The organism is Sulfitobacter sp. S223 (assembly GCF_025143825.1).
GTDB lineage: Bacteria > Pseudomonadota > Alphaproteobacteria > Rhodobacterales > Rhodobacteraceae > Sulfitobacter.
Genome location: NZ_CP083561.1, coordinates 88,294 through 105,884 on the forward strand (window position 1 = coordinate 88,294; position 17,591 = coordinate 105,884).

Here is a 17,591-nt window from a genome sequence, read left to right on the forward strand (position 1 = left end):
TAATGATTAAGAAAATGGTATCCCCGCGCCTTGTCGTTTTGACCGGCGTATCGTTTCTGGCTCTTTCTGCGGCCACCATGGCGCAGGAAGGTTCGGGATTTAGCATCTCTATCGACGGACAGACGGTGTCCGGCGATCCGCGTCTTTCCACAACCAAAGCACGCGAAGACCGTGCGTTGGAGCGTGCGAAGCTGCGCGTGCAGTTCGACGGGCTGGAAGTAAAGCCGCGCCTGACGGCCCTTGTGACGAATGAGCGATCTCCGCGCGCGGGTGAGACCCTTCAGGTACAAAGCCAGATGAACTATCCGGCCTATGTCACGCGGGGGGAAATCCGCGTGATTGATCCTGACGCCCGCGGTGGTGCGCGGGTAGTGGCAAGCACGCCCATCGCGGCCAATGGCAGTGCCAGCTTGCGCCTGCCAGAGGGCGACAACCTGCTGATGACCTACCGCGTCTATGACGCCAACGGCCGCTTTGATGAAACACGCCCATTGCCTTTGCGTCCTGTCGATGTGGACGAAGAAACCGACATTACTGCACCTCCTCCTGAACTGGGGGAAGACGCTGGCGGTATCCGCCGCATTCCCGTCTATGGCGGCGCGGTCACGATCAGCGGCACAGACGTGCGTCAAGGCGCTGTCGTCAGCACTCTGGGCGAGCAAATTCGCCCCGATGCATCCGGTGCCTTTGTGTTGCAGCGTATCCTGCCTGCGGGCGATCAGGCTGTTGCCGTGCGTGTCAGCGGGGCAGGAGAGAACACCTATATAGAGCGTGATATTCTGATCCCGCGCGCCGAGTGGTTCTATACGGGTATTGTTGACCTGACCTATGGCCGCCGTCTGGAAGGTGGCGTTGATGCCGCTGGCGAAGAATATGACAAGACGTTCAGCTATGGCCGCATTGCGGGCTACGCCAAGGGCAAGACGCAGAATGGTTGGGTGCTGACAGGATCTGTTGATACGGGTGAAGAAGACCTGTCCGACATCTTCCGCAATCTGGATGAAAAAGACCCGCTGAATGTGCTGCTGCGCCTGCAACGCGAGAATGCCTACCCGACTTACGGTGATGATAGCACTTATGAAGAAGGCGCCCCGACGGACGGCAAATTCTATCTGCGGGCGGAACGCAACGGCAGCCACATCATGTGGGGCAACTACAAAGCATCGGTGCAGGGCGGATATTATCTGCGCAACGAACGCACGCTTTACGGCGCGCAAGGTGTCTACCGCAGCCCGCAAACCACCAGTCGCGGCCAGTCGCGCGTTTCGGTTGAAGCCTATGCAGCAAGCCCCGACAACTTGCCGGGCCGTGAGAGCTTCCTTGGAACGGGTGGTTCGGTCTACTTCTTGCAGCGGCAGGATATCTCTGTGGATTCAGAGACGTTGCGGGTTGAACTGCGGGACCGTGATACCGGCCGCGTTGTCGAAACCCGTACCCTTTCAGCCGGACGGGATTACCGCATCAACTATCTACAAGGCACAATCATCCTTTCCGAACCGCTTAGCGGATCGGCCAGCACTGGCTCGGTTATCGGGCAGGCGGGTGGTGACTATGATGTGCTGCTGGTGGCGAATTATGAATATACACCCGTCGCAGGTGATGTGGACGGCTACAGCTACGGTGGCCGCGTTGAAGGCTGGGTCGGCGACAACGTACGCCTTGGCTATACCGGCATCGTTGAGCAGACCGACATTGCTGACCAGACAGCGCAATCCGCTGACCTGCTGTGGGAGCTGACCGAGCGAAGCTTTCTGGCGCTTGAGTTCGCCCAAACCGAAGGACCGGGTTTTGGCTCGAGCCTGTCCACCGACGGGGGTTTGATTATTCAGAATGACCCTACGGCAGGGATAACAGATGGCACGGGAGATGCTTTCGCCGCGCGCGTTCAATTGGATCTTCAAGACGTTGGGTTGAAGATGCCCGGCATGGTGTCAGCCTACTATGAAACCCGCGATGCAGGATTCTCGACGCTGGATTATGAAACCCGCGTTGACGAGGAACTGTGGGGCGTGGCCCTTGATCTTGAGGCGAACGAGCGTACCGCGTACCGCTTTTACTACGACAGTTTTGAGGATGATGACGGCCGGACAAAGAATGAAGGCGGGGCCGAGATTGCTTACCTGTTGACCGAGCGTGTGAAGCTTGAATTCGGTATTGAGCACCTTGAGCAGAATACCCCGTCTGGTGATGCTGACGAAAACGGGCGCCGCACGGATGTGGGTGTGCGCGCCACCGTTGAGCAAAGCGAAGATTTCACTTGGTACGTTTTTGGTCAAACGACTGTGGACCGCTCTGGCGGGTTGGAAAAGAATGATCGTCTGGGTGTCGGTATCCGCTACCGTTTCGCAGAGAAGTGGACGTTCGAGGGCGAACTTTCGGACGGTTCACAAGGGGCAGCTGGTGCGGCACTGTTGACCTATCAGCGCAACGACACCGACAATGTCTATCTTGGCTACCGTCTTGATCCCGGGCGTGAATTTTCCGGTACTGATCTGGTGGGCCGTGATGGCGGGCAATATGTAGCCGGTGGCCGCCGCGCAGTGCATGAGGATGTCGATGTCTACGGAGAGAACACTTATGATCTATTCGGTCGCCACCGTTCGTTGACCAGCACCTATGGTGTGGAATATCGCAGCACCGAACAGCTGACCTTCACGGGTAGCTATGAATTTGGTCAGGTCCGTGATGACGTGAACGGCGATCTGGATCGCAAGGCCCTGTCGCTGGGCGCACGTTTCGAGAATGATAAGGGGCTGTCATGGCGCGCCCGCGCCGAGTTCCGCCGCGACCGTGGTGAAACCTTCGGGTCTGACCGTGACAGCGATGCCTTCCTGTTCGTCAGTTCGGCCCGTTATAAAATCAACGAAAACCAGCGCATGGTTTTCTCTTTGGATTATGCGGATACGGATACGGATGATACATCCATCCTGTCGGGCAAATACATTGACGCGCAGGTGGGCTATGCCTTCCGTCCGGTCGACAACGACCGTCTGAACATATTGTTCAAATACCGCTTCCTAAAGGACACGATCGGGCAGGAGATCGACAGTTCAACCGAGCGTGGACCACGTCAGACCAGCCATGTTCTGTCACTGGATGCCGATTATGACCTGAACCAGCAATGGACGGTGGGCGGTAAAATCGGTGGCCGTTGGGGGCAGTCTTCTCCGGATGAGACGATCCCGTTGGCTGACAACGATGCCTATCTGGCTGTGGTCAACGCGCGCTATCACCTGACCCACAAGTGGGATCTTCTGCTTGAAGCGCGATATCTGGATGCGACGGATGCAGGCCTGTCAGAAGTCGGCATTCTTGGCGCGGCGTACCGTCATATCGGGAACAACGTGAAGCTTGGTGTCGGCTATAACACGGGCCGCTTCTCGGATGATCTGACGGACCTGACCTATGACGACGAAGGCGTGTTCATCAACTTCATCGCCAAGTTCTAACCGGGCGGGCAAAATGCGCCCGCCCTTTACCACCTAGAGATCGGCGCATTCAGGTATTGCGCTGATGACGGTGCCTTTTTCAATATGTTGCAGCAGATTATCGACGGTCAGCGCGCCCATGGCTGCGCGTGTTTCGACGGTGGCACTGCCGGCATGGGGCAGCAGAACCGTGTTCGGCAGATCTCGCAACGCTTTGGGCACATGTGGTTCATGCTCGAATACATCCAGACCGGCCCAGCCCAGTGCGCCCGATTGCAGCGCGTCTATGAGGGCTGCTTCGTCCACCACCGAACCGCGTGAGACGTTGATCAGCGTGCCGTCGGGACCAAGTGCTGCCAAGACATCCGCGTTGACCAGTTTATTGGTGCTTGGTCCGCCTGGCGTGATGCAGATCAGGACATCGCAGGCAGCGGCCATGTCGGTCAGATCAGCGTAGTAAGTGTACGCCACATCCTTCTTGCTCCGGCTATGGTAGACGATCGTGGGGTTCCAGGGCGCGAGCTTATCTGCAATGGCCTGACCGATCCGTCCCAGACCAAGGATGCCAATAGTCTGGTTTTCCGCCGACCGTGTCAGTGGCGCAGCGCCGTGGGTTTCCCACGCTCCGGAACGGACATAGGCATCGTCACGCCGCATTTCACGGTAGCAGGCCAGCATCAGCAACACTGCGGTTGTCGCGACCTCGGCATTCAGAACATCCGGTGTGTGAGTCACCATGATGCCGCGCCGCACGGCTTCTGCCGCGTCGATGGAATCATACCCCACGCCGTAGCAGGAGATCATCTTGAGGTTGGGCAGGGCGTCCATGATGGCGGGTTGAACACCGGCCCCCCCGTTTGTGACAACATGGGTGATCGCTGCACCGTTACTTTGCAGCCAAGCCATGTCATGATCCGCCCATTGGTGAAGGGTGCATGCCGCTTCCATCCGGGTTAGCATCGCGTCTGATGCGCCCCCTATCAGCAAAACTTCAGGCATCTTCATCCACCTTCTGACGCTGTACGCCCAAGCCTTCGATGGTCAGTTCCATCACATCGCCCTTTTTCAGGTAAACCGGCGTTGGCTTCATGCCCATACCGACGCCGGGGGGCGTGCCTGTGGTGATCACATCACCGGGATGAAGGGTCATCAGCCCGCTCAGATGTTCGATGATCTCGGCCACAGAAAAGATCATCGTCGCGGTATTGCCGTTCTGCATCCGCTTGCCATTCACGTCTAGTGACATGGAAAGTGCCTGCGGGTCGGGTACTTCGTCGCGTGTGACGAGCCATGGGCCGGTTGGGCCGAAGGTGTCACAGCTTTTTCCCTTGGTCCATTGTCCGGTCAACTGGGTCTGGAAGTGGCGTTCAGAGACGTCATTGATGACGCAGTATCCTGCGACATAATCCAGCGCGTCTTCCTTCGAGACATATTTTGCCTTTTTGCCGATCACCACGCCCAGCTCAACCTCCCAGTCGGTGTGGGTTGAGCCGCGCGGCATCACAACATCATCGTTGGGCCCGACAATCGCGGAGTTGGCTTTGAAGAACAGGATCGGATGTTCGGGGATTGCGGCGCCTGTTTCTGCGGCATGGTCCGAATAGTTAAGACCGATGCACAGGAATTTTCCGATGTTCCCGACGCATGGGCCAATGCGGGGCGCGCCTGTGACTTCGGGTAGGGTGGCGGGGTCAATCGCCCGCAATTTCGCAAGGCTGGCGTCATCCAGCATGTCACCTGTAATGTCGGCCACATGGGCAGACAGATCGCGCAAAGTGTCGCCATCCATCAGGCCGGGTTTTTCGGTCCCGGTCGCGCCGTATCTTACCAGTTTCATGTATTATCCTTTGTCTTTTGAATGTTGGAGGGGAGGGTGGTTGAGGTCACTGTCCTGACCATCCTCCGTCGATGATATGGGGGTGTCCCGTGGTAAAGGCGGAATCGTCGCTGGCCAGATATACCACCAGTGCTGCGATTTCCTCTGCGGTTGCTACGCGCCCCATGGGTTGGCGGGATACAAACTGTTGCATGGCCTCTTCCTTGCTGCCCAGAATTTTTCCAAGCACGTCAACGCGGTCATGCCAGCTGGGGCTTTCGACGGTGCCGGGGCAAATACAGTTACATCTGATGCCCTGCGCAACATAGTCTACCGCGACGGATTTTGTCAGGCCGATGACGGCGGCCTTGGTCGTGCCGTAGATAAAACGGTCGGGCGCGCCGATCACCGAGGAACACGCGGATGACATGTTGATGATGGACCCTTTTCCTCGTTTCAGCATTCTGGGCAAGGCTGCGCGGATCGTGCGCACCATGGATCGCAGATTGAGATCAAATGCAAAATCTAGTTCGTCGTCTGTCGCATCAAGGATAGTACCGTGATGTACAAAGCCTGCGCAGTTGAACAGAACCTCGGGCTTTGCGCGTGCGACCCCTTCTTCAACGCTGTGGTTGTCGCGGGCATCCAGAACAAATGCTTCGACGCCTTCAAGGGTGGCCAAAGCATCGACATTTACATCGGTGGCAAACACCTGTGCGCCCTCGGCTGCCATGGCCAGCGCGCTGGCCCGTCCAATACCCTGACCCGCAGCCGTGACCAATACGCGTTTTCCGACCAATCGCTTGTTTGTCATCGCAACTTCTCCATTGGGAACCGCAGGATACACCGGATTCTTGGAGAGGCTACGCCAGTCAAACTCACTTAGCCACAGCATCTTGCAATCTTTGGACAGCGGGACGCGCCCTGTTCCAAATGAATTTTTGATGGGTGCGCTAGTGCAGGAAGGCCAGCGTGATATGTTCATGGGGTGCCGCCGCGAAACCCTGAAACGGTGCCAAACTTAATGCCGATCTGGGCGCAGAACATATGGTCTCAAAAACAATCCGGCAGATACGATACGTCTAAAGACGTGCCCTTAGGACCAAGCAGGGTACGGGGCGAAAGCACGCCATTCACTCAAGATATGACCGGGGGTATTCAACGCTGCGGCAAGTGCCTTCTGGCGTAGGCTTGGCAAGTTTGTAAATGGCTCTGGTTGTTTTTCGGCGTCCAAAACGGTGCGCACACGGTCGGCCACAGCCCAAGGGCCGCCATCAAGGCCTGCAAAACCGGAAGGTAACAGATCGGGATCGGAAATCAGCACGTTGGCGTCCTCCAGATCAAAGGGTAGGGCAATCCGAAGGGCCCGAGTAACCGCCGTTGCATCGCTAGGATCAGTGCATTTCGAGAGCAGCCAATGTATAACTGCGGGGTCATCAACCAGTCCCGAAATTTCGATCGCGGCTGCGCGCCGATCTGGCGTCTGGATCAACGTCCCTAACCACCGCCGCAACTCATCGCCTGTCTCTGACAACACAACCAGCTCCAAAGCTGCGTCCGCATGGAGCGTGTTGCCTTCGGCGATTTTCCGCATTGAGCGGCTGCTTGCGGACCGATCCCCCAGCAGCATTGCGCTGCGTGCCGCCCAAAATTGCTCCGTTGGATCATTGGCTGTTGTCATCGCAGCCAAAATCTTTGGGAGCCGGTCTAGATTGCCCAGTTCACCCGCCAACCGCAGCGCGCGGGCACGCACGTGATGGTCCGTGTCGCGCAGATAGCGGGTAAGCTCGTCGCCCGGATCGACGCGGTAATGGGTGAAAGCGGAAAGTGCCAAATACCTTTGAAGCGGTTTGTGCGATTTGGACCACGCGCTGACAAAGGGCTTTAACGCGTCGATGCTAACCCAAGCGACGGCACCAGAGGCGCCACGCCAGGCCTTAGGATCTGCCACTGCGACCCTTTCAAGAATGTGGGGGATACTCGGGTCTTCCGCGAGCAGAGCAGGCGCGAGCCACGCAAAGATTTCTCCGTCCTCCGGAAAATCCTCAAAGCGGCGTTCAGCCTCGGCAAGGGTGTCGGGGCCGGACGCCATAGCCGCCGCCAAATGCGCTGACAGGCGCAGATCATTACGACCCAACTGCGCTGTTCCCATTTCGGGATCATGGAACAGCCGTCCGCGCTGCATCCAGAAAAAGGACGCACCTTCAACGTGCTGACGCAGGATATCGGGTATGACTGCCTGCTTGTCCAACATTGCGCTAGTTCAGGTCAATGGAGGCGCCGCGTATCCGGTTTGATCCGCTCGCGTGGGTGACAAGTTCGCTGCCTCGAATGGTGATATGACCGTCCTTTTCCATGATGATCGCAGCCTTTCCGACGCGCAGTTCAATGCGTTCGTTGGCCACGATGGACACCAGTTCGCCGTCCCGAACGACGGATTTTGATGTGGGCTCGGGGTGCAGAATACGGCCGATGATCAGGGGGCGGTCGCGCCTGCCGTCCTCGAACAATAGTGCAACCTGTGAGCCAACATCATCAGGTCCAAGCCGGGCAAGGGCGCGCGCATCTATTGCATGCGCAGCAGGGTTTTCGGGAAAGACGACCTGCGGTTTGCCTTCCTTGAATCCCATTAGCATCCCGATGATCACACCGCCAAGTGACTGATCTACCTTCACAAGAACCTTCCTTCCACGCCCTTCGCGTTCGTTAAACAGCGACTCCCGTTGAGGTTGAGGATAGGAGCTTCGCTGTAGTTTTCCCAATACTTTTTGAGGTCTTTTTGTATCGTTGCTCATTGCCTGACGGGTTGGCGTGGCAAAATTTGACACGTGGTTTACAGGCGCTGAAACTTTGATGGATCAATTTGATCAGGGGCTAATCGGCCTTGTTATAAGGCGTCTTAAGGAACCGGTTAGGGCGCTTTCCCAAAGCTGTCGCAAAATCCGACATAGTCTAGGTGACTTGGCTTGGTCTGGGTATGGAGGAATTCCATACGTTCCGAATTGTTGCCAGAATCAAAATCCCGTGCAACACTCTGAGTTGTATTTTAGATATTAGAAGGCCGAGAGGGATGGATTTTGACCGCCTCCTTGTGCCGATCAAGGGGGAGTTTTCCTCCGGTATAGAATTGCGTCACGATCTGCGGTTTCACGATTTGGAGCGGCTGACAGATCCTGCAGCAAAGATCGCACGGGTCAACGAAGATGGTACTTTAAACGATTCAGCTCCGAATGTTGATTGGGACAAAATTATTCATGATGGTCAGGATTTGGCCGACGAAGGACGTGATTTACGTCTGCTGGTGCTGCTCACAAGGGCGCATTTCAACGTAGAAGGGTTTGGGGCATTTGCTTCGGCGCTGGATTTTCTGGCGCAGACGGTGACCCAATACTGGGACAACCTGCACCCGGCTTTACGAGACCGTGATGACCAGAAGGCAGCGGCCCTGCCCAGATTGAATGCGTTGCGGCAGTTGGAAAATGACGACAGCGGATTGCTGGGCGATATGCGGTTTGGTGTGCTGCTTAACCCCCGTGGGATCGGACCAATTTCCGGTGATGATCTGGCCAATGCGGCGCTCAGTGATTTTGAAATGCTGGCAAAGGCCGCATCTGGATTGAGCCAGTCAGAGAAGGATGCGCTGTCCGCCGCGCATAGTCAGCTGACAAATCGGGTAAAAGCAGCCACCCGCATGTTGGCCGCAGAGCAAGCAGACGAGATGGCCAGCCTGATTGCTGACATCATTGCCTGTGAGGCAGGGCTGACTGCATTGAGCAAAGCCATTGCCGAAGCGATGCAGGTTACCGACCAGAGCGGTCTTGCGATGCCCGAGATGGAGGAGTTTTTGGCGCTGTGTCGGAAAACACTGGAAGAAGCCGTGCGCGCTACGCAGGAGGATGCCCCCGTGACAGAGGATAATCCGGCGGCTTCCGTAGTGAAAGAAGCAAGCGCAGCTAAAGGAGGCGGTTCGGCGGCCTCCACGCCAGGCGTGATCGCGTCGCGTGCTGATGTTGAACAAAGTCTCGACCGGATCATTGCGTTTTATGAACGGACCGAACCGGGTAGCCCTATGCCGCATCTTGCACGGCGGATGCGGCGCATGGTGGCGATGGATTTCCTCGAAATTATGGAGGAAATCGCGCCCTCGGGGCTGAAGGAGTTTCGAAGCGTGGCGGGAGTGGAAGACACGAAGAAAAAGTGACGCTGCACCATATCGGTGGCGAATTTAGCAGACCAATTGAACATTTTTTATTTTTGCATTGGAGGAATTATTAGTGGCTGACAGTAAGCAGAAGGTAATCGAACGCAATCGCGCGCCAAGGGTGCAGATTGCCTATGACGTGGAACACTACGGCAGTCCAACGACGATAGAGCTGCCCTTTGTGATGGGTGTGATGGCAGATCTGGCCGGTGCTTCGGAAACGCGCGAAGCTAAAAAGCCCATCAACGACCGGACCTTTGTCGAGACGGACGCGGGTCGTTTCAACAAATTCATGGAAGCCCTCAGCCCACGTGTAAAAGCGCGGGTCAAAAATACCCTGCCGGGTGAAGAGGGGGCCGATGTCGACGAAGAGTTATTCGTTGATCTGTCGTTCAAAAGCATGAGCGATTTCGCCCCGGATAAGGTGGCCGAACAGGTGCCGCAACTGAACGAGCTTCTGAAAATGCGCAAACAGCTCGAAGAGCTGCTGAGCTATATGGATGGCAAGGTGGATGCTGAAAAACGCATTGCCCAGCTTTTGACGAATGAGCCGCTGCTGGCGCAAGCCGCCGAGCAGGCGATGGCTGCAACATCTGACAAGGAGAGCTGAGCATGGCCGAAGAGAAACAAGCAGACGCAGGTGCCGCCGAAGCCGAAGCGCTTGATCTGGGCGAATTCAGCGATCTTCTGGAGAAGGATTTCCGTGTCAAAGACAGCGAGGGCGAAAAGCTTCAGGCGCTGGTGTCAAATCTGGCTCTTGCCGCGAAAGAACGTGCAGGGACCGCCGCGATTTCAGGAAACGCGGTCAAGTCGATCAAATCGTTGATCGCGGGCATCGACGGGATGTTGTCGACCCAAATGAATGAAATCCTGCATTCTCCGGAAGTCCGCAAGATGGAGGGTAGCTGGCGCGGCCTGCACTATCTGGTGAACAACACCGAGACGGATCAAAAGCTAAAAATCCGCGTGCTGAACATCGCAAAGGACGATCTGGGCGATCATCTGGAAGATTACGAAGGCCAGATGTGGGACCAATCGCCGATCTTCAAAAAGATATACAGCGATGAGTATTCCATGTTCGGTGGAGAGCCGTTCGGGGCTATCGTCGGGGACTACGAATTCAGCCACAAGCCCAAGGACGTAAGCCTTTTGCGTAACCTGTCGGGGATCTGCGCCTCTGCGCATGCGCCGTTTGTCGCGGCGGCTGCTCCGCAGCTTTTTCGTATGGAAAGCTGGCAGGAGCTGCCGAACCCGCAGGATTTGGAACAGATCGTCTCAAGCCCTGATTATGCAAGCTGGCAAAGTCTTCGCGAAAGCGAGGATGCGCGTTACATCGGACTTGCGATGCCGCGCGTACTTGGCCGTTTGCCTTACGGGGCTGAAACCGTTCCGGTCAAAGGGTTTGACTTCGAAGAGGAAATCGACGGGCAGCATGACCACTATGTGTGGATGAATGCGGCCTATGCGATGGGCGTGAACATCAACCGCAGCCACAAAATCTCGGGCTGGGGCACGCAGATCCGCGGTGTTGAATCCGGTGGCACTGTGATGAACTTGCCCGTGCATACTTTCCCGACGGACGATGGATCGACGGCGATGAAATGCCCCACCGAAATCGCTATCGACGACCGCCGAGAGGCCGAGCTGGCGAAGCTTGGCATGATGCCGATCCTGCACCGGAAGAACACCGATGTCGCCGCATTTATTGGCGCACATAGCTTGCAGGATGACGAAACCCGTGCGGGTCGTTTGGTGGACCCTGACGCGCAGGCAAACGAGCGGCTATCGGCAAATCTGCCCTATCTGTTCCCCGTCAGTCGCTTTGCGCATTATCTCAAGGCAATTGCGCGGGACAAGGTCGGTACGTTCAAGGAACGCGCCGATATGCAAATTTGGCTGAGCGAGTGGATTAACCGCTATGTTTTGGCCAACCCAGCGATGGCTGACGATAAGGCCAAAGCAAAACGTCCTCTTGCAGCGGCCGAAGTGCAAGTGGACAGCGTTGAGGGCCGTCCCGGCTATTACAATGCGCGCTTTTTTCTGCGGCCTCATTACCAACTGGAAGGCATCAACGCTTCGCTGCGTCTGGTTTCTGAACTGCCTTCCGTCAAATCCTGATTTTAAATTTGAACACATTGGAGAATTGAAATGCCACTTACAGCGTATTTAAAGATCGGCGATATCGCAGGTGAATCACAACGCGTGGATCATGAGGAAGAAATTGATATCCATGACATCATGTGGAACATCGAACAGGGGTCTGCGGCACAGGTTGGCAAGGGCCGTGCGCGGGCCCGTGCGCAGGTATCTGCGCTGAACCTCAAGAAGTTTGTTGATGCAGCTTCGGTTTATCTCGCGCTGGCCTGTATGCAGGGTAAATCCTTTCCGGATATGGTCCTGTCTGTGCGAAAGGACTCCGGTGAGGCGCATCTCGATTATCTGATCATCACCATGGAAAATGTGACCATCTCGAAATACGAGATGGTGGGCGTTGGTGACGAAGAGGATGGCCAGATGATTGAGGAAGAACTTGGTCTCGTCTTCGAAAACGTCACCTACAAGTACACGGTTCAGGAAGATGACCACTCTGCCGGTGGTGAGCATGAGGTGACTTATGACATCGCGGCAGGCGTCTGACCGGAGGTCTGGCAGCGTCTGATGGCGGATCGCGATGAAAGCACTGCAGTAGCCCGGCAAGAAGCGGTTCAGCCGTCCCTTTGGGACAGGCTGGTGGATGAATTGCCGGGCATTTCCGCTGAACGTGATGCGTTGCAGCGCGACCTGACCAAGGCTCTTGGAGATGCGGAGCAGGTGGCAGCGCTGGTCAGTGGTGGTGCCCGCGGCATAGAGCGTCGCACCGATCTGGATGAGGATACCAAGCAGCTGGCGCATCGGCTGGTTCTGTTGTTGACGCGCAAGCGCAGGCTCGAAGAGGGCGGCGTAGTTGTCACCTCTGATGTGTTGCGTGAGGCCGTGCGCCGCGACATCGAAATGCTTTTCAACATTGAACGACTGGAGGCCCAGTTCTTGCTGACCGATCGCGAAACACTTGCGCATGACAGCCCTGCCAGCCAGCTGGCAGAATTCCCGCATGTGCGTGCCAGTGTTCTCAACTACGGGGTGCCGTCATTCTCGGGGCGTTCCGGTTCGGACTTCGACAAGGATGATCTGGCCCGTGAGATAAAGGCCGTGCTCAATACGTTTGAGCCGCGGTTGAAAAAGGACAGTGTAAAGGTGCGTGTCCGTACCGGAGACAAGATCGGTATGCGCATCGACATTGACGGCATATTGCTGTTGTCGCCTGTCCCTGAACGCTTGCGCCTTTCCACCAGTGTCGATCTCGACAATGGGCGTGCCTTGACCACATTGGAGGCGCGGTGATGGATCAGGCGTTTCTGGAATATTATGAAGAAGAGCTGGGTCACATCCGCACAATGGCCGAGGAATTCGCGGCGCTGCATCCAAATGTTGCCCGTAATCTTGCGCTTGATTCCATTCCCTGTCCCGATCCTTATGTAGAAAGGCTGCTTGAGGGCGTTGCGTATCTGGCAGCCCGTACAAGGCTGAAAGTAGACGGAGAGTCGAGCCGCTATGTGCGCGCGCTTATTGATACTCTTTACCCTGATCTGGGTGGACCGGCGCCTGCAATGACAATGGCGGCTATGCGGGCTGGCCCACAGGTTCAGCGGATGCTGGACGGGCATGTGATGAAACGTGGCACCCGTCTGATTTCGGGCTTGCGCGAGGGGCAGCAGACGCGCTGCACCTATACAACGGCACAAGCTGTTCACCTTTGGCCCATTACGATCTCTGACGTTGAGTATTTGCAGGACAAAGGTGCGCTGGCTCAGGCGGGGATCGGGAATACTGTGGCGCGCGGGGCCGCTGCGGGCATCCGGATTACCATTGCGCGTGACGGGGCGGGGCAGCTTGACGAATTGTCGCTGGATGCACTTGATCTCTATTTCGGGGCGGGATCACGCGGAGGCGTGATATTTGACGCTGTGTTCGGCTTTGGCGCAGGCGCGGTGGCACGGCCGGCGCACAAGAGCACGCCTTTTGAGGGGATAGACCGCCCCGGTATGATCGGCGTCAGTGATGATGATGCTCTGCTTCCTCGGGTGCGGTCATCATTCGAAGGCTACCGCCTGCTGCGCGAATATTTCTTAATGCCGCCGCGGTTTTACTACATGCGGCTTTCAGGGCTCGCTCCGATGGTGCGTGCTACGGGTGGCAACAAGCTTGAGATTGTCGTGCTGCTCAGCGAGGAGCGGACTGATCTGGCTGGGATAAGCGCAAAGGATTTCAGTCTCTTCACAACGCCGGTGGTCAATCTTTTTGAGCACGAGTGTAATCTGGTGGAGCTGCGCCGTAATGCGGCACATCACATCGTTCAGGCCGATCGCACGCGGCCGCGTGACTTTGAGATATATCGGTTGCTGCGGGTCGAGGATGCAGAGACGGATGGTCCGCAGGCTCAGGTAACGCCGTTATTTTCGGTGGAGGCCGAAGCTGACAGCGGTCATGTCTATTCGGCGGATCGACGTGCGCGCCGCCCTGATACCGAGGAAGTCCGAAGGGGCCAGACCCGTTCCAGTTATACCGGCGATGATTTCTATATTTCTGTCGGGCGGCCAAGCCATGCCCGCCCTGCGCGCCCGTTACGGCGGCTGGATGTGCGCGCATTGTGCACCAATCGCGACCTCCCCATTCTGGATGACACGCCCAAGCTCACGCTGGATTCCGGCGATCCGGTTCAATCGGTCGCCTTGCTGTCTCCGATGCGCAGACCGCGGTCGTCTTTGCGCGCCGCTTTGCCGTCCGGTGCCTCAGACGAGCGGCAGATTGATGACCTCACGTGGCGCTGGATTTCCCAGCTAAGCCTCAATCATATTTCGCTTGCCGAAGGTGACGCCGGTGCGGAGCCGCTGCGCGCTTTGATCAAGCTTTATGCAGATCGGGGCGATCCTGCGCTGCGGCGTCATGGCGCCGCAATCGTTGGGCTACAGTCGCGCCCATTGGTTGAGCGGCTGGCGGTCGCGGGGCCTTTGTGCTTCGGGCATGGGACTGAAATCACGCTTGATATCAATGATGCGCTTTTGACGGGCGGCAGCAGTCTGCTGCTTTCTGTCTTACTTGCGCAGCTTTTTGCGCGCCACACTGCGATCAATTCCTTCGTGCGCACAAAGACGCGCCTGACCCAACAACAGACGGAGGTAACATGGCCGATGACCACGGGCACACGCGCCCTGATCTGACAAACGCGGCAAGAATGGATTTCTTTGAACTGCTGCGCCAGTTGGAGACAGACGACCTGCGGTTTGGCCGCGCCGGAAGTGCGGGCAATGAACCGGCGCGCTTGGGCCAGTCTGCACGCATGTCTTTTGCCGCAAGTGATGTGGCGAATGTATCCACCGATCCGAAAACCGGCAAACCACAGATCAGTGTGAATGTGCTTGGCCTCATCGGCCCGGAAGGGCCGATGCCCTTGCACATGACGCGCTGGATTATGGCACGTCTTTCGAACCGTTGGTTCGCCGGCGACAGCAGCGGTGCTACTGCCGATACGTCATTTCTCGATTTCATCAATATGCTGCAGCACCGGCTTATCGCGCTTTACTGGCGCGCGTGGGCTGATGCACAACCCCAGATCAACATTGCGCATGGCAACGGTGGGCGCGTCACCGCGATGATGCGGGCGCTGGCAGGTCAAGGTCTGCCCGGAACCACCACTGGCGATATCCGGCTGGACGGTGCGAAATTGCGCCATGCGACATCACTGGTAATGGAGGCACGCAGCCCCGAGCGGCTTTGTGCTTTTCTGGAGACGGTGTTGGGGGTTTCCGTGCGGTTGGCCGAATTTCAAGGCCGCTGGATCGATATCCCCGATCACTTGCAAAGCAGCTTGGGGCAACAGCATGCGGGTCTGGGAACAGGCTGTGTTGTTGGCGCGCGCATATTCGACAGGCAAAGCCATGCAGAGCTGCAGCTAGGCCCGTTGACGGTGCAACAGTTCAACGCCTTTCTTGATGATCCGGACGCATGGAGCAGGCTCAAACAAGCGCTGGTATTTGCTGCCGGTAAGGACATCAATTTCAGCTTGCGGATGATACTGGCACCCGATGAGGTGCCTGTCGCCAAATTGGGCAACTGCCGATTGGGGCGTACGTCGTGGCTTGCTCCGAAAAAGAGATCGGGTGCAGATGACCTTTCTTTCTCAAACATAACCGGACCGGAAAGGATGGCAGGATGAAACTGCGTCTTGTCATTGAAACGGCTCCTGTAAAACAGTCGGAGATGGAGCGCGTCTATTCTGGCGGTCAAATGACCATCGGGCGCAGCGCTGATGCCGATTGGCAGATCGACGATCCCAAGATGTTCATATCGCGCAGACATTGTGTGATCAGCGAAGAGAATGGCAAAGTTGTGGTCACTGATGCGTCCTCGGGTGGGCTGTTTATTGATAACGCCGCAAATCCTGTAGGGTTGGGCAATGTCGAAGTGATTGAACCGGGTATGCGCCTGCATCTGGGGGATTTCACCTTTCGGATCGAGAAGGCAACAGGGGTGCAAGAACCTGTGGAAACGCCTCCGAAGAAATCGAGCTATTTTCTTCCCGAGGATGATCCGCCCGCACCAGTAGCGCCGCCCGAACGTCCTTCCGCCTTGCCTGACCCTTTCGGCCTGCGGCAAGACAACACCGAACAAGCCCGCCACAAAGAAGTCCCACGCTCACCCCGACCGTTGAACCAAGGCGATCCGTTCGGCTTGGACCTGCGGAAAAGTGTCGAAGAGGCGCCGCAAAATGACGGGCCAAAACCGTCTGGTGGGTTTTTTGAGGATGACCCTGACGAGCATTCAATCGCGCCTGAGGGTCAGACCGCAGCAGCTTCTGGCAAGCCAGATCACAAACCGGATATTTTCGGAGATTGGGATCAGTCGCCCGCCAGTGCTGACCAGTTTCACGGTGAGCCACGCGATGCCACGCCGGCATTTCCGGAAGGTGACAGACCGCAAACGCGGGAGCCGGAACGGCCAGCCTCTGACCCGAATCCGGAACCACGCCGCGACCAACCCGCAGCGGCGCGCCCCGATGAAGATCTACGGGATGCATTGTTGCGGGGGATGGGGATCGATCCGGCGCAGATGCCAACGGATGATCCGCTAGCAGAGATGGAACATCTGGGCGCGTGCATGCACGAGATGGTAAAGGGGTTGATGCTGTTGCTGCGCACCCGAGCGCAGGAGAAGCAGAAGGTGCGCGTGGCACAGACCATTGTCGCAAGCGAAAACGTAAACCCGTTGAAGTTTCTTGCGACGCCTGAGGATGCATTGAGCGCGCTGGTCCGTCCACGCGGGCGCGGCTACCTCGCGCCAACCGATGCGGTACAGGGCGCGTTTCGCGATCTCACAGATCATCAAGTCCGGACATGGAGCGCGCTGCAAATCGCTTTGCGGCGGATGATAGACAAGTTCGACCCTGAAGAAATCGCGAAGGAGATGGACGACGTGGGATTGCTTGAATCCCTCGTCGCAGGTGGGCGTAGTGCCAAGCTTTGGCAAATCTACGAAGACCGCTACCGCGATATCGCGGCGACTGCTGAAAAGCAGTTTCTAGGAGATGTCGGGGCCGATTTCAGAGACGCTTATGAAAACAGAAGGAAGGAATGACATGACTTATTTTTCACGACGCAGTTTTCTAACCACGACGACATTGGCAGGGGGCGCGCTGTTGGCGGGCTGCATGGGGGAGGCGGCACCTGCGGTTCTGGCCGTAAGCGCGCAAAGCCGTGCGGGTATGAACCCGGGGCCCGGCGGCGGTGATCGTCCGGTCACCTTAACGGTGCTGCAATTATCCAGTGCGGCTGCTTTTGACAAAGCCGACTACTTTGCACTTCAGGATCCGGCAAGCGCGATTGGGGCTGATCTGATCCGGTCCGACCAGATCGTGCTGGCCCCGGGGGAAGTTGCAACCAAGGCAATCACCATCCAGCCCGGCGTCAGCGTAATTGGCGTGGTTGGCGGTTTCCGCGATCCGAACGGTCGCACGGTGCGGTCAAAGATAGGCGCACCCGCAGCCAACTCGGGGCTTATCATCAATGTTGGCTCAAATGGTTTGGCGCTTTCAACAGCCTGATCTGTAAAG

Annotated in this window: 15 protein-coding genes; 10 read left to right on the plus strand and 5 right to left on the minus strand. The window is 57.1% G+C overall.

Going from position 1 to position 17,591, the window contains the following annotated elements:
• Window positions 1–2: 2 nt before the first annotated feature.
• Window positions 3–3,449: a hypothetical protein gene (locus tag K3757_RS18500; protein ID WP_260001353.1), complete on the plus strand. Its 3,447-nt coding sequence runs from the start codon at window positions 3–5 to the stop codon at window positions 3,447–3,449.
• A gap of 33 nt (window positions 3,450–3,482) precedes the next feature.
• Here the strand turns inward: K3757_RS18500 and K3757_RS18505 are convergent, their stop codons facing one another.
• The 5 genes from K3757_RS18505 to K3757_RS18525 form a co-directional block, all read right to left on the minus strand.
• Window positions 3,483–4,427, minus strand: coding sequence for a 2-hydroxyacid dehydrogenase (locus tag K3757_RS18505; RefSeq protein WP_260001354.1), 945 nt, complete (start codon window positions 4,425–4,427; stop codon window positions 3,483–3,485).
• Window positions 4,420–5,265, minus strand: a complete 846-nt coding sequence (locus K3757_RS18510) for a fumarylacetoacetate hydrolase family protein (protein WP_260001355.1) — start codon at window positions 5,263–5,265, stop codon at window positions 4,420–4,422. The genes K3757_RS18505 and K3757_RS18510 overlap by 8 nt, the downstream gene beginning before the upstream one ends.
• A 46-nt stretch (window positions 5,266–5,311) precedes the next feature.
• Window positions 5,312–6,058, minus strand: a complete 747-nt coding sequence (locus K3757_RS18515) for an SDR family oxidoreductase (RefSeq protein ID WP_260001356.1) — start codon at window positions 6,056–6,058, stop codon at window positions 5,312–5,314.
• A 282-nt stretch (window positions 6,059–6,340) separates the two neighbouring features.
• Window positions 6,341–7,498, minus strand: a complete 1,158-nt coding sequence (locus tag K3757_RS18520) for a hypothetical protein (RefSeq protein ID WP_260001358.1) — start codon at window positions 7,496–7,498, stop codon at window positions 6,341–6,343.
• A 4-nt stretch (window positions 7,499–7,502) separates the two neighbouring features.
• Window positions 7,503–7,919 carry a DUF6484 domain-containing protein gene (locus tag K3757_RS18525; protein WP_260001359.1) on the minus strand — a complete coding sequence of 139 codons (417 nt, stop codon included), beginning with the start codon at window positions 7,917–7,919 and terminating at the stop codon, window positions 7,503–7,505.
• 395 nt (window positions 7,920–8,314) lie between these two features.
• On the opposite strand from K3757_RS18525, the gene K3757_RS18530 reads away from it, so the two are divergent.
• From K3757_RS18530 to tssJ, 9 genes are all read left to right on the plus strand, one after another.
• Entirely contained in the window at window positions 8,315–9,445 is a 1,131-nt protein-coding gene (locus K3757_RS18530) for an ImpA family type VI secretion system protein (RefSeq protein ID WP_260001360.1), read from the plus strand.
• A gap of 73 nt (window positions 9,446–9,518) precedes the next feature.
• Window positions 9,519–10,055 carry a type VI secretion system contractile sheath small subunit gene (gene tssB, locus K3757_RS18535; RefSeq protein WP_260001362.1) on the plus strand — a complete coding sequence of 179 codons (537 nt, stop codon included), beginning with the start codon at window positions 9,519–9,521 and terminating at the stop codon, window positions 10,053–10,055.
• Window positions 10,056–10,057: 2 nt separating this feature from the next.
• Window positions 10,058–11,563: a type VI secretion system contractile sheath large subunit gene (gene tssC, locus K3757_RS18540; RefSeq protein WP_260001364.1), complete on the plus strand. Its 1,506-nt coding sequence runs from the start codon at window positions 10,058–10,060 to the stop codon at window positions 11,561–11,563.
• 30 nt (window positions 11,564–11,593) lie between these two features.
• Window positions 11,594–12,082: a type VI secretion system tube protein Hcp gene (locus K3757_RS18545; RefSeq protein ID WP_260001366.1), complete on the plus strand. Its 489-nt coding sequence runs from the start codon at window positions 11,594–11,596 to the stop codon at window positions 12,080–12,082.
• Between the two features lie 21 nt (window positions 12,083–12,103).
• Window positions 12,104–12,826 carry a type VI secretion system baseplate subunit TssE gene (tssE, locus tag K3757_RS18550; protein ID WP_260001370.1) on the plus strand — a complete coding sequence of 241 codons (723 nt, stop codon included), beginning with the start codon at window positions 12,104–12,106 and terminating at the stop codon, window positions 12,824–12,826.
• The gene (gene tssF / locus K3757_RS18555; RefSeq protein WP_260001372.1) at window positions 12,826–14,703 is read left to right on the plus strand and encodes a type VI secretion system baseplate subunit TssF; all 1,878 of its coding nucleotides are present in this window, start codon (window positions 12,826–12,828) and stop codon (window positions 14,701–14,703) included. The genes tssE and tssF overlap by 1 nt, the downstream gene beginning before the upstream one ends.
• Window positions 14,667–15,698 (plus strand): type VI secretion system baseplate subunit TssG, encoded by a 1,032-nt coding sequence (gene tssG, locus K3757_RS18560; protein WP_260001373.1) that lies wholly within the window; start codon window positions 14,667–14,669, stop codon window positions 15,696–15,698. Before tssF ends, tssG begins: the two co-directional genes overlap by 37 nt.
• Window positions 15,695–17,116, plus strand: coding sequence for a type VI secretion system-associated FHA domain protein TagH (gene tagH / locus K3757_RS18565; protein WP_260001374.1), 1,422 nt, complete (start codon window positions 15,695–15,697; stop codon window positions 17,114–17,116). The genes tssG and tagH overlap by 4 nt, the downstream gene beginning before the upstream one ends.
• Window position 17,117: 1 nt before the next feature.
• Window positions 17,118–17,582 (plus strand): type VI secretion system lipoprotein TssJ, encoded by a 465-nt coding sequence (gene tssJ / locus K3757_RS18570; protein WP_260001375.1) that lies wholly within the window; start codon window positions 17,118–17,120, stop codon window positions 17,580–17,582.
• Window positions 17,583–17,591 lie beyond the last annotated feature (9 nt).

Bases quoted from the DNA above. Each gene is read 5' to 3' on its own strand.
- K3757_RS18500 (WP_260001353.1), top strand. From the start codon at position 3: ATGATTAAGAAAATGGTATCCCCGCGCCTTGTCGTTTTGACCGGCGTA.
- K3757_RS18505 (WP_260001354.1), bottom strand. From the start codon at position 4,427: ATGCCTGAAGTTTTGCTGATAGGGGGCGCATCAGACGCGATGCTAACC.
- K3757_RS18510 (WP_260001355.1), bottom strand. From the start codon at position 5,265: ATGAAACTGGTAAGATACGGCGCGACCGGGACCGAAAAACCCGGCCTG.
- K3757_RS18515 (WP_260001356.1), bottom strand. From the start codon at position 6,058: ATGACAAACAAGCGATTGGTCGGAAAACGCGTATTGGTCACGGCTGCG.
- K3757_RS18520 (WP_260001358.1), bottom strand. From the start codon at position 7,498: ATGTTGGACAAGCAGGCAGTCATACCCGATATCCTGCGTCAGCACGTT.
- K3757_RS18530 (WP_260001360.1), top strand. From the start codon at position 8,315: ATGGATTTTGACCGCCTCCTTGTGCCGATCAAGGGGGAGTTTTCCTCC.
- tssC (WP_260001364.1), top strand. From the start codon at position 10,058: ATGGCCGAAGAGAAACAAGCAGACGCAGGTGCCGCCGAAGCCGAAGCG.
- K3757_RS18545 (WP_260001366.1), top strand. From the start codon at position 11,594: ATGCCACTTACAGCGTATTTAAAGATCGGCGATATCGCAGGTGAATCA.
- tssE (WP_260001370.1), top strand. From the start codon at position 12,104: ATGGCGGATCGCGATGAAAGCACTGCAGTAGCCCGGCAAGAAGCGGTT.
- tssF (WP_260001372.1), top strand. From the start codon at position 12,826: ATGGATCAGGCGTTTCTGGAATATTATGAAGAAGAGCTGGGTCACATC.
- tssG (WP_260001373.1), top strand. From the start codon at position 14,667: ATGGCCGATGACCACGGGCACACGCGCCCTGATCTGACAAACGCGGCA.
- tagH (WP_260001374.1), top strand. From the start codon at position 15,695: ATGAAACTGCGTCTTGTCATTGAAACGGCTCCTGTAAAACAGTCGGAG.
- tssJ (WP_260001375.1), top strand. From the start codon at position 17,118: ATGACTTATTTTTCACGACGCAGTTTTCTAACCACGACGACATTGGCA.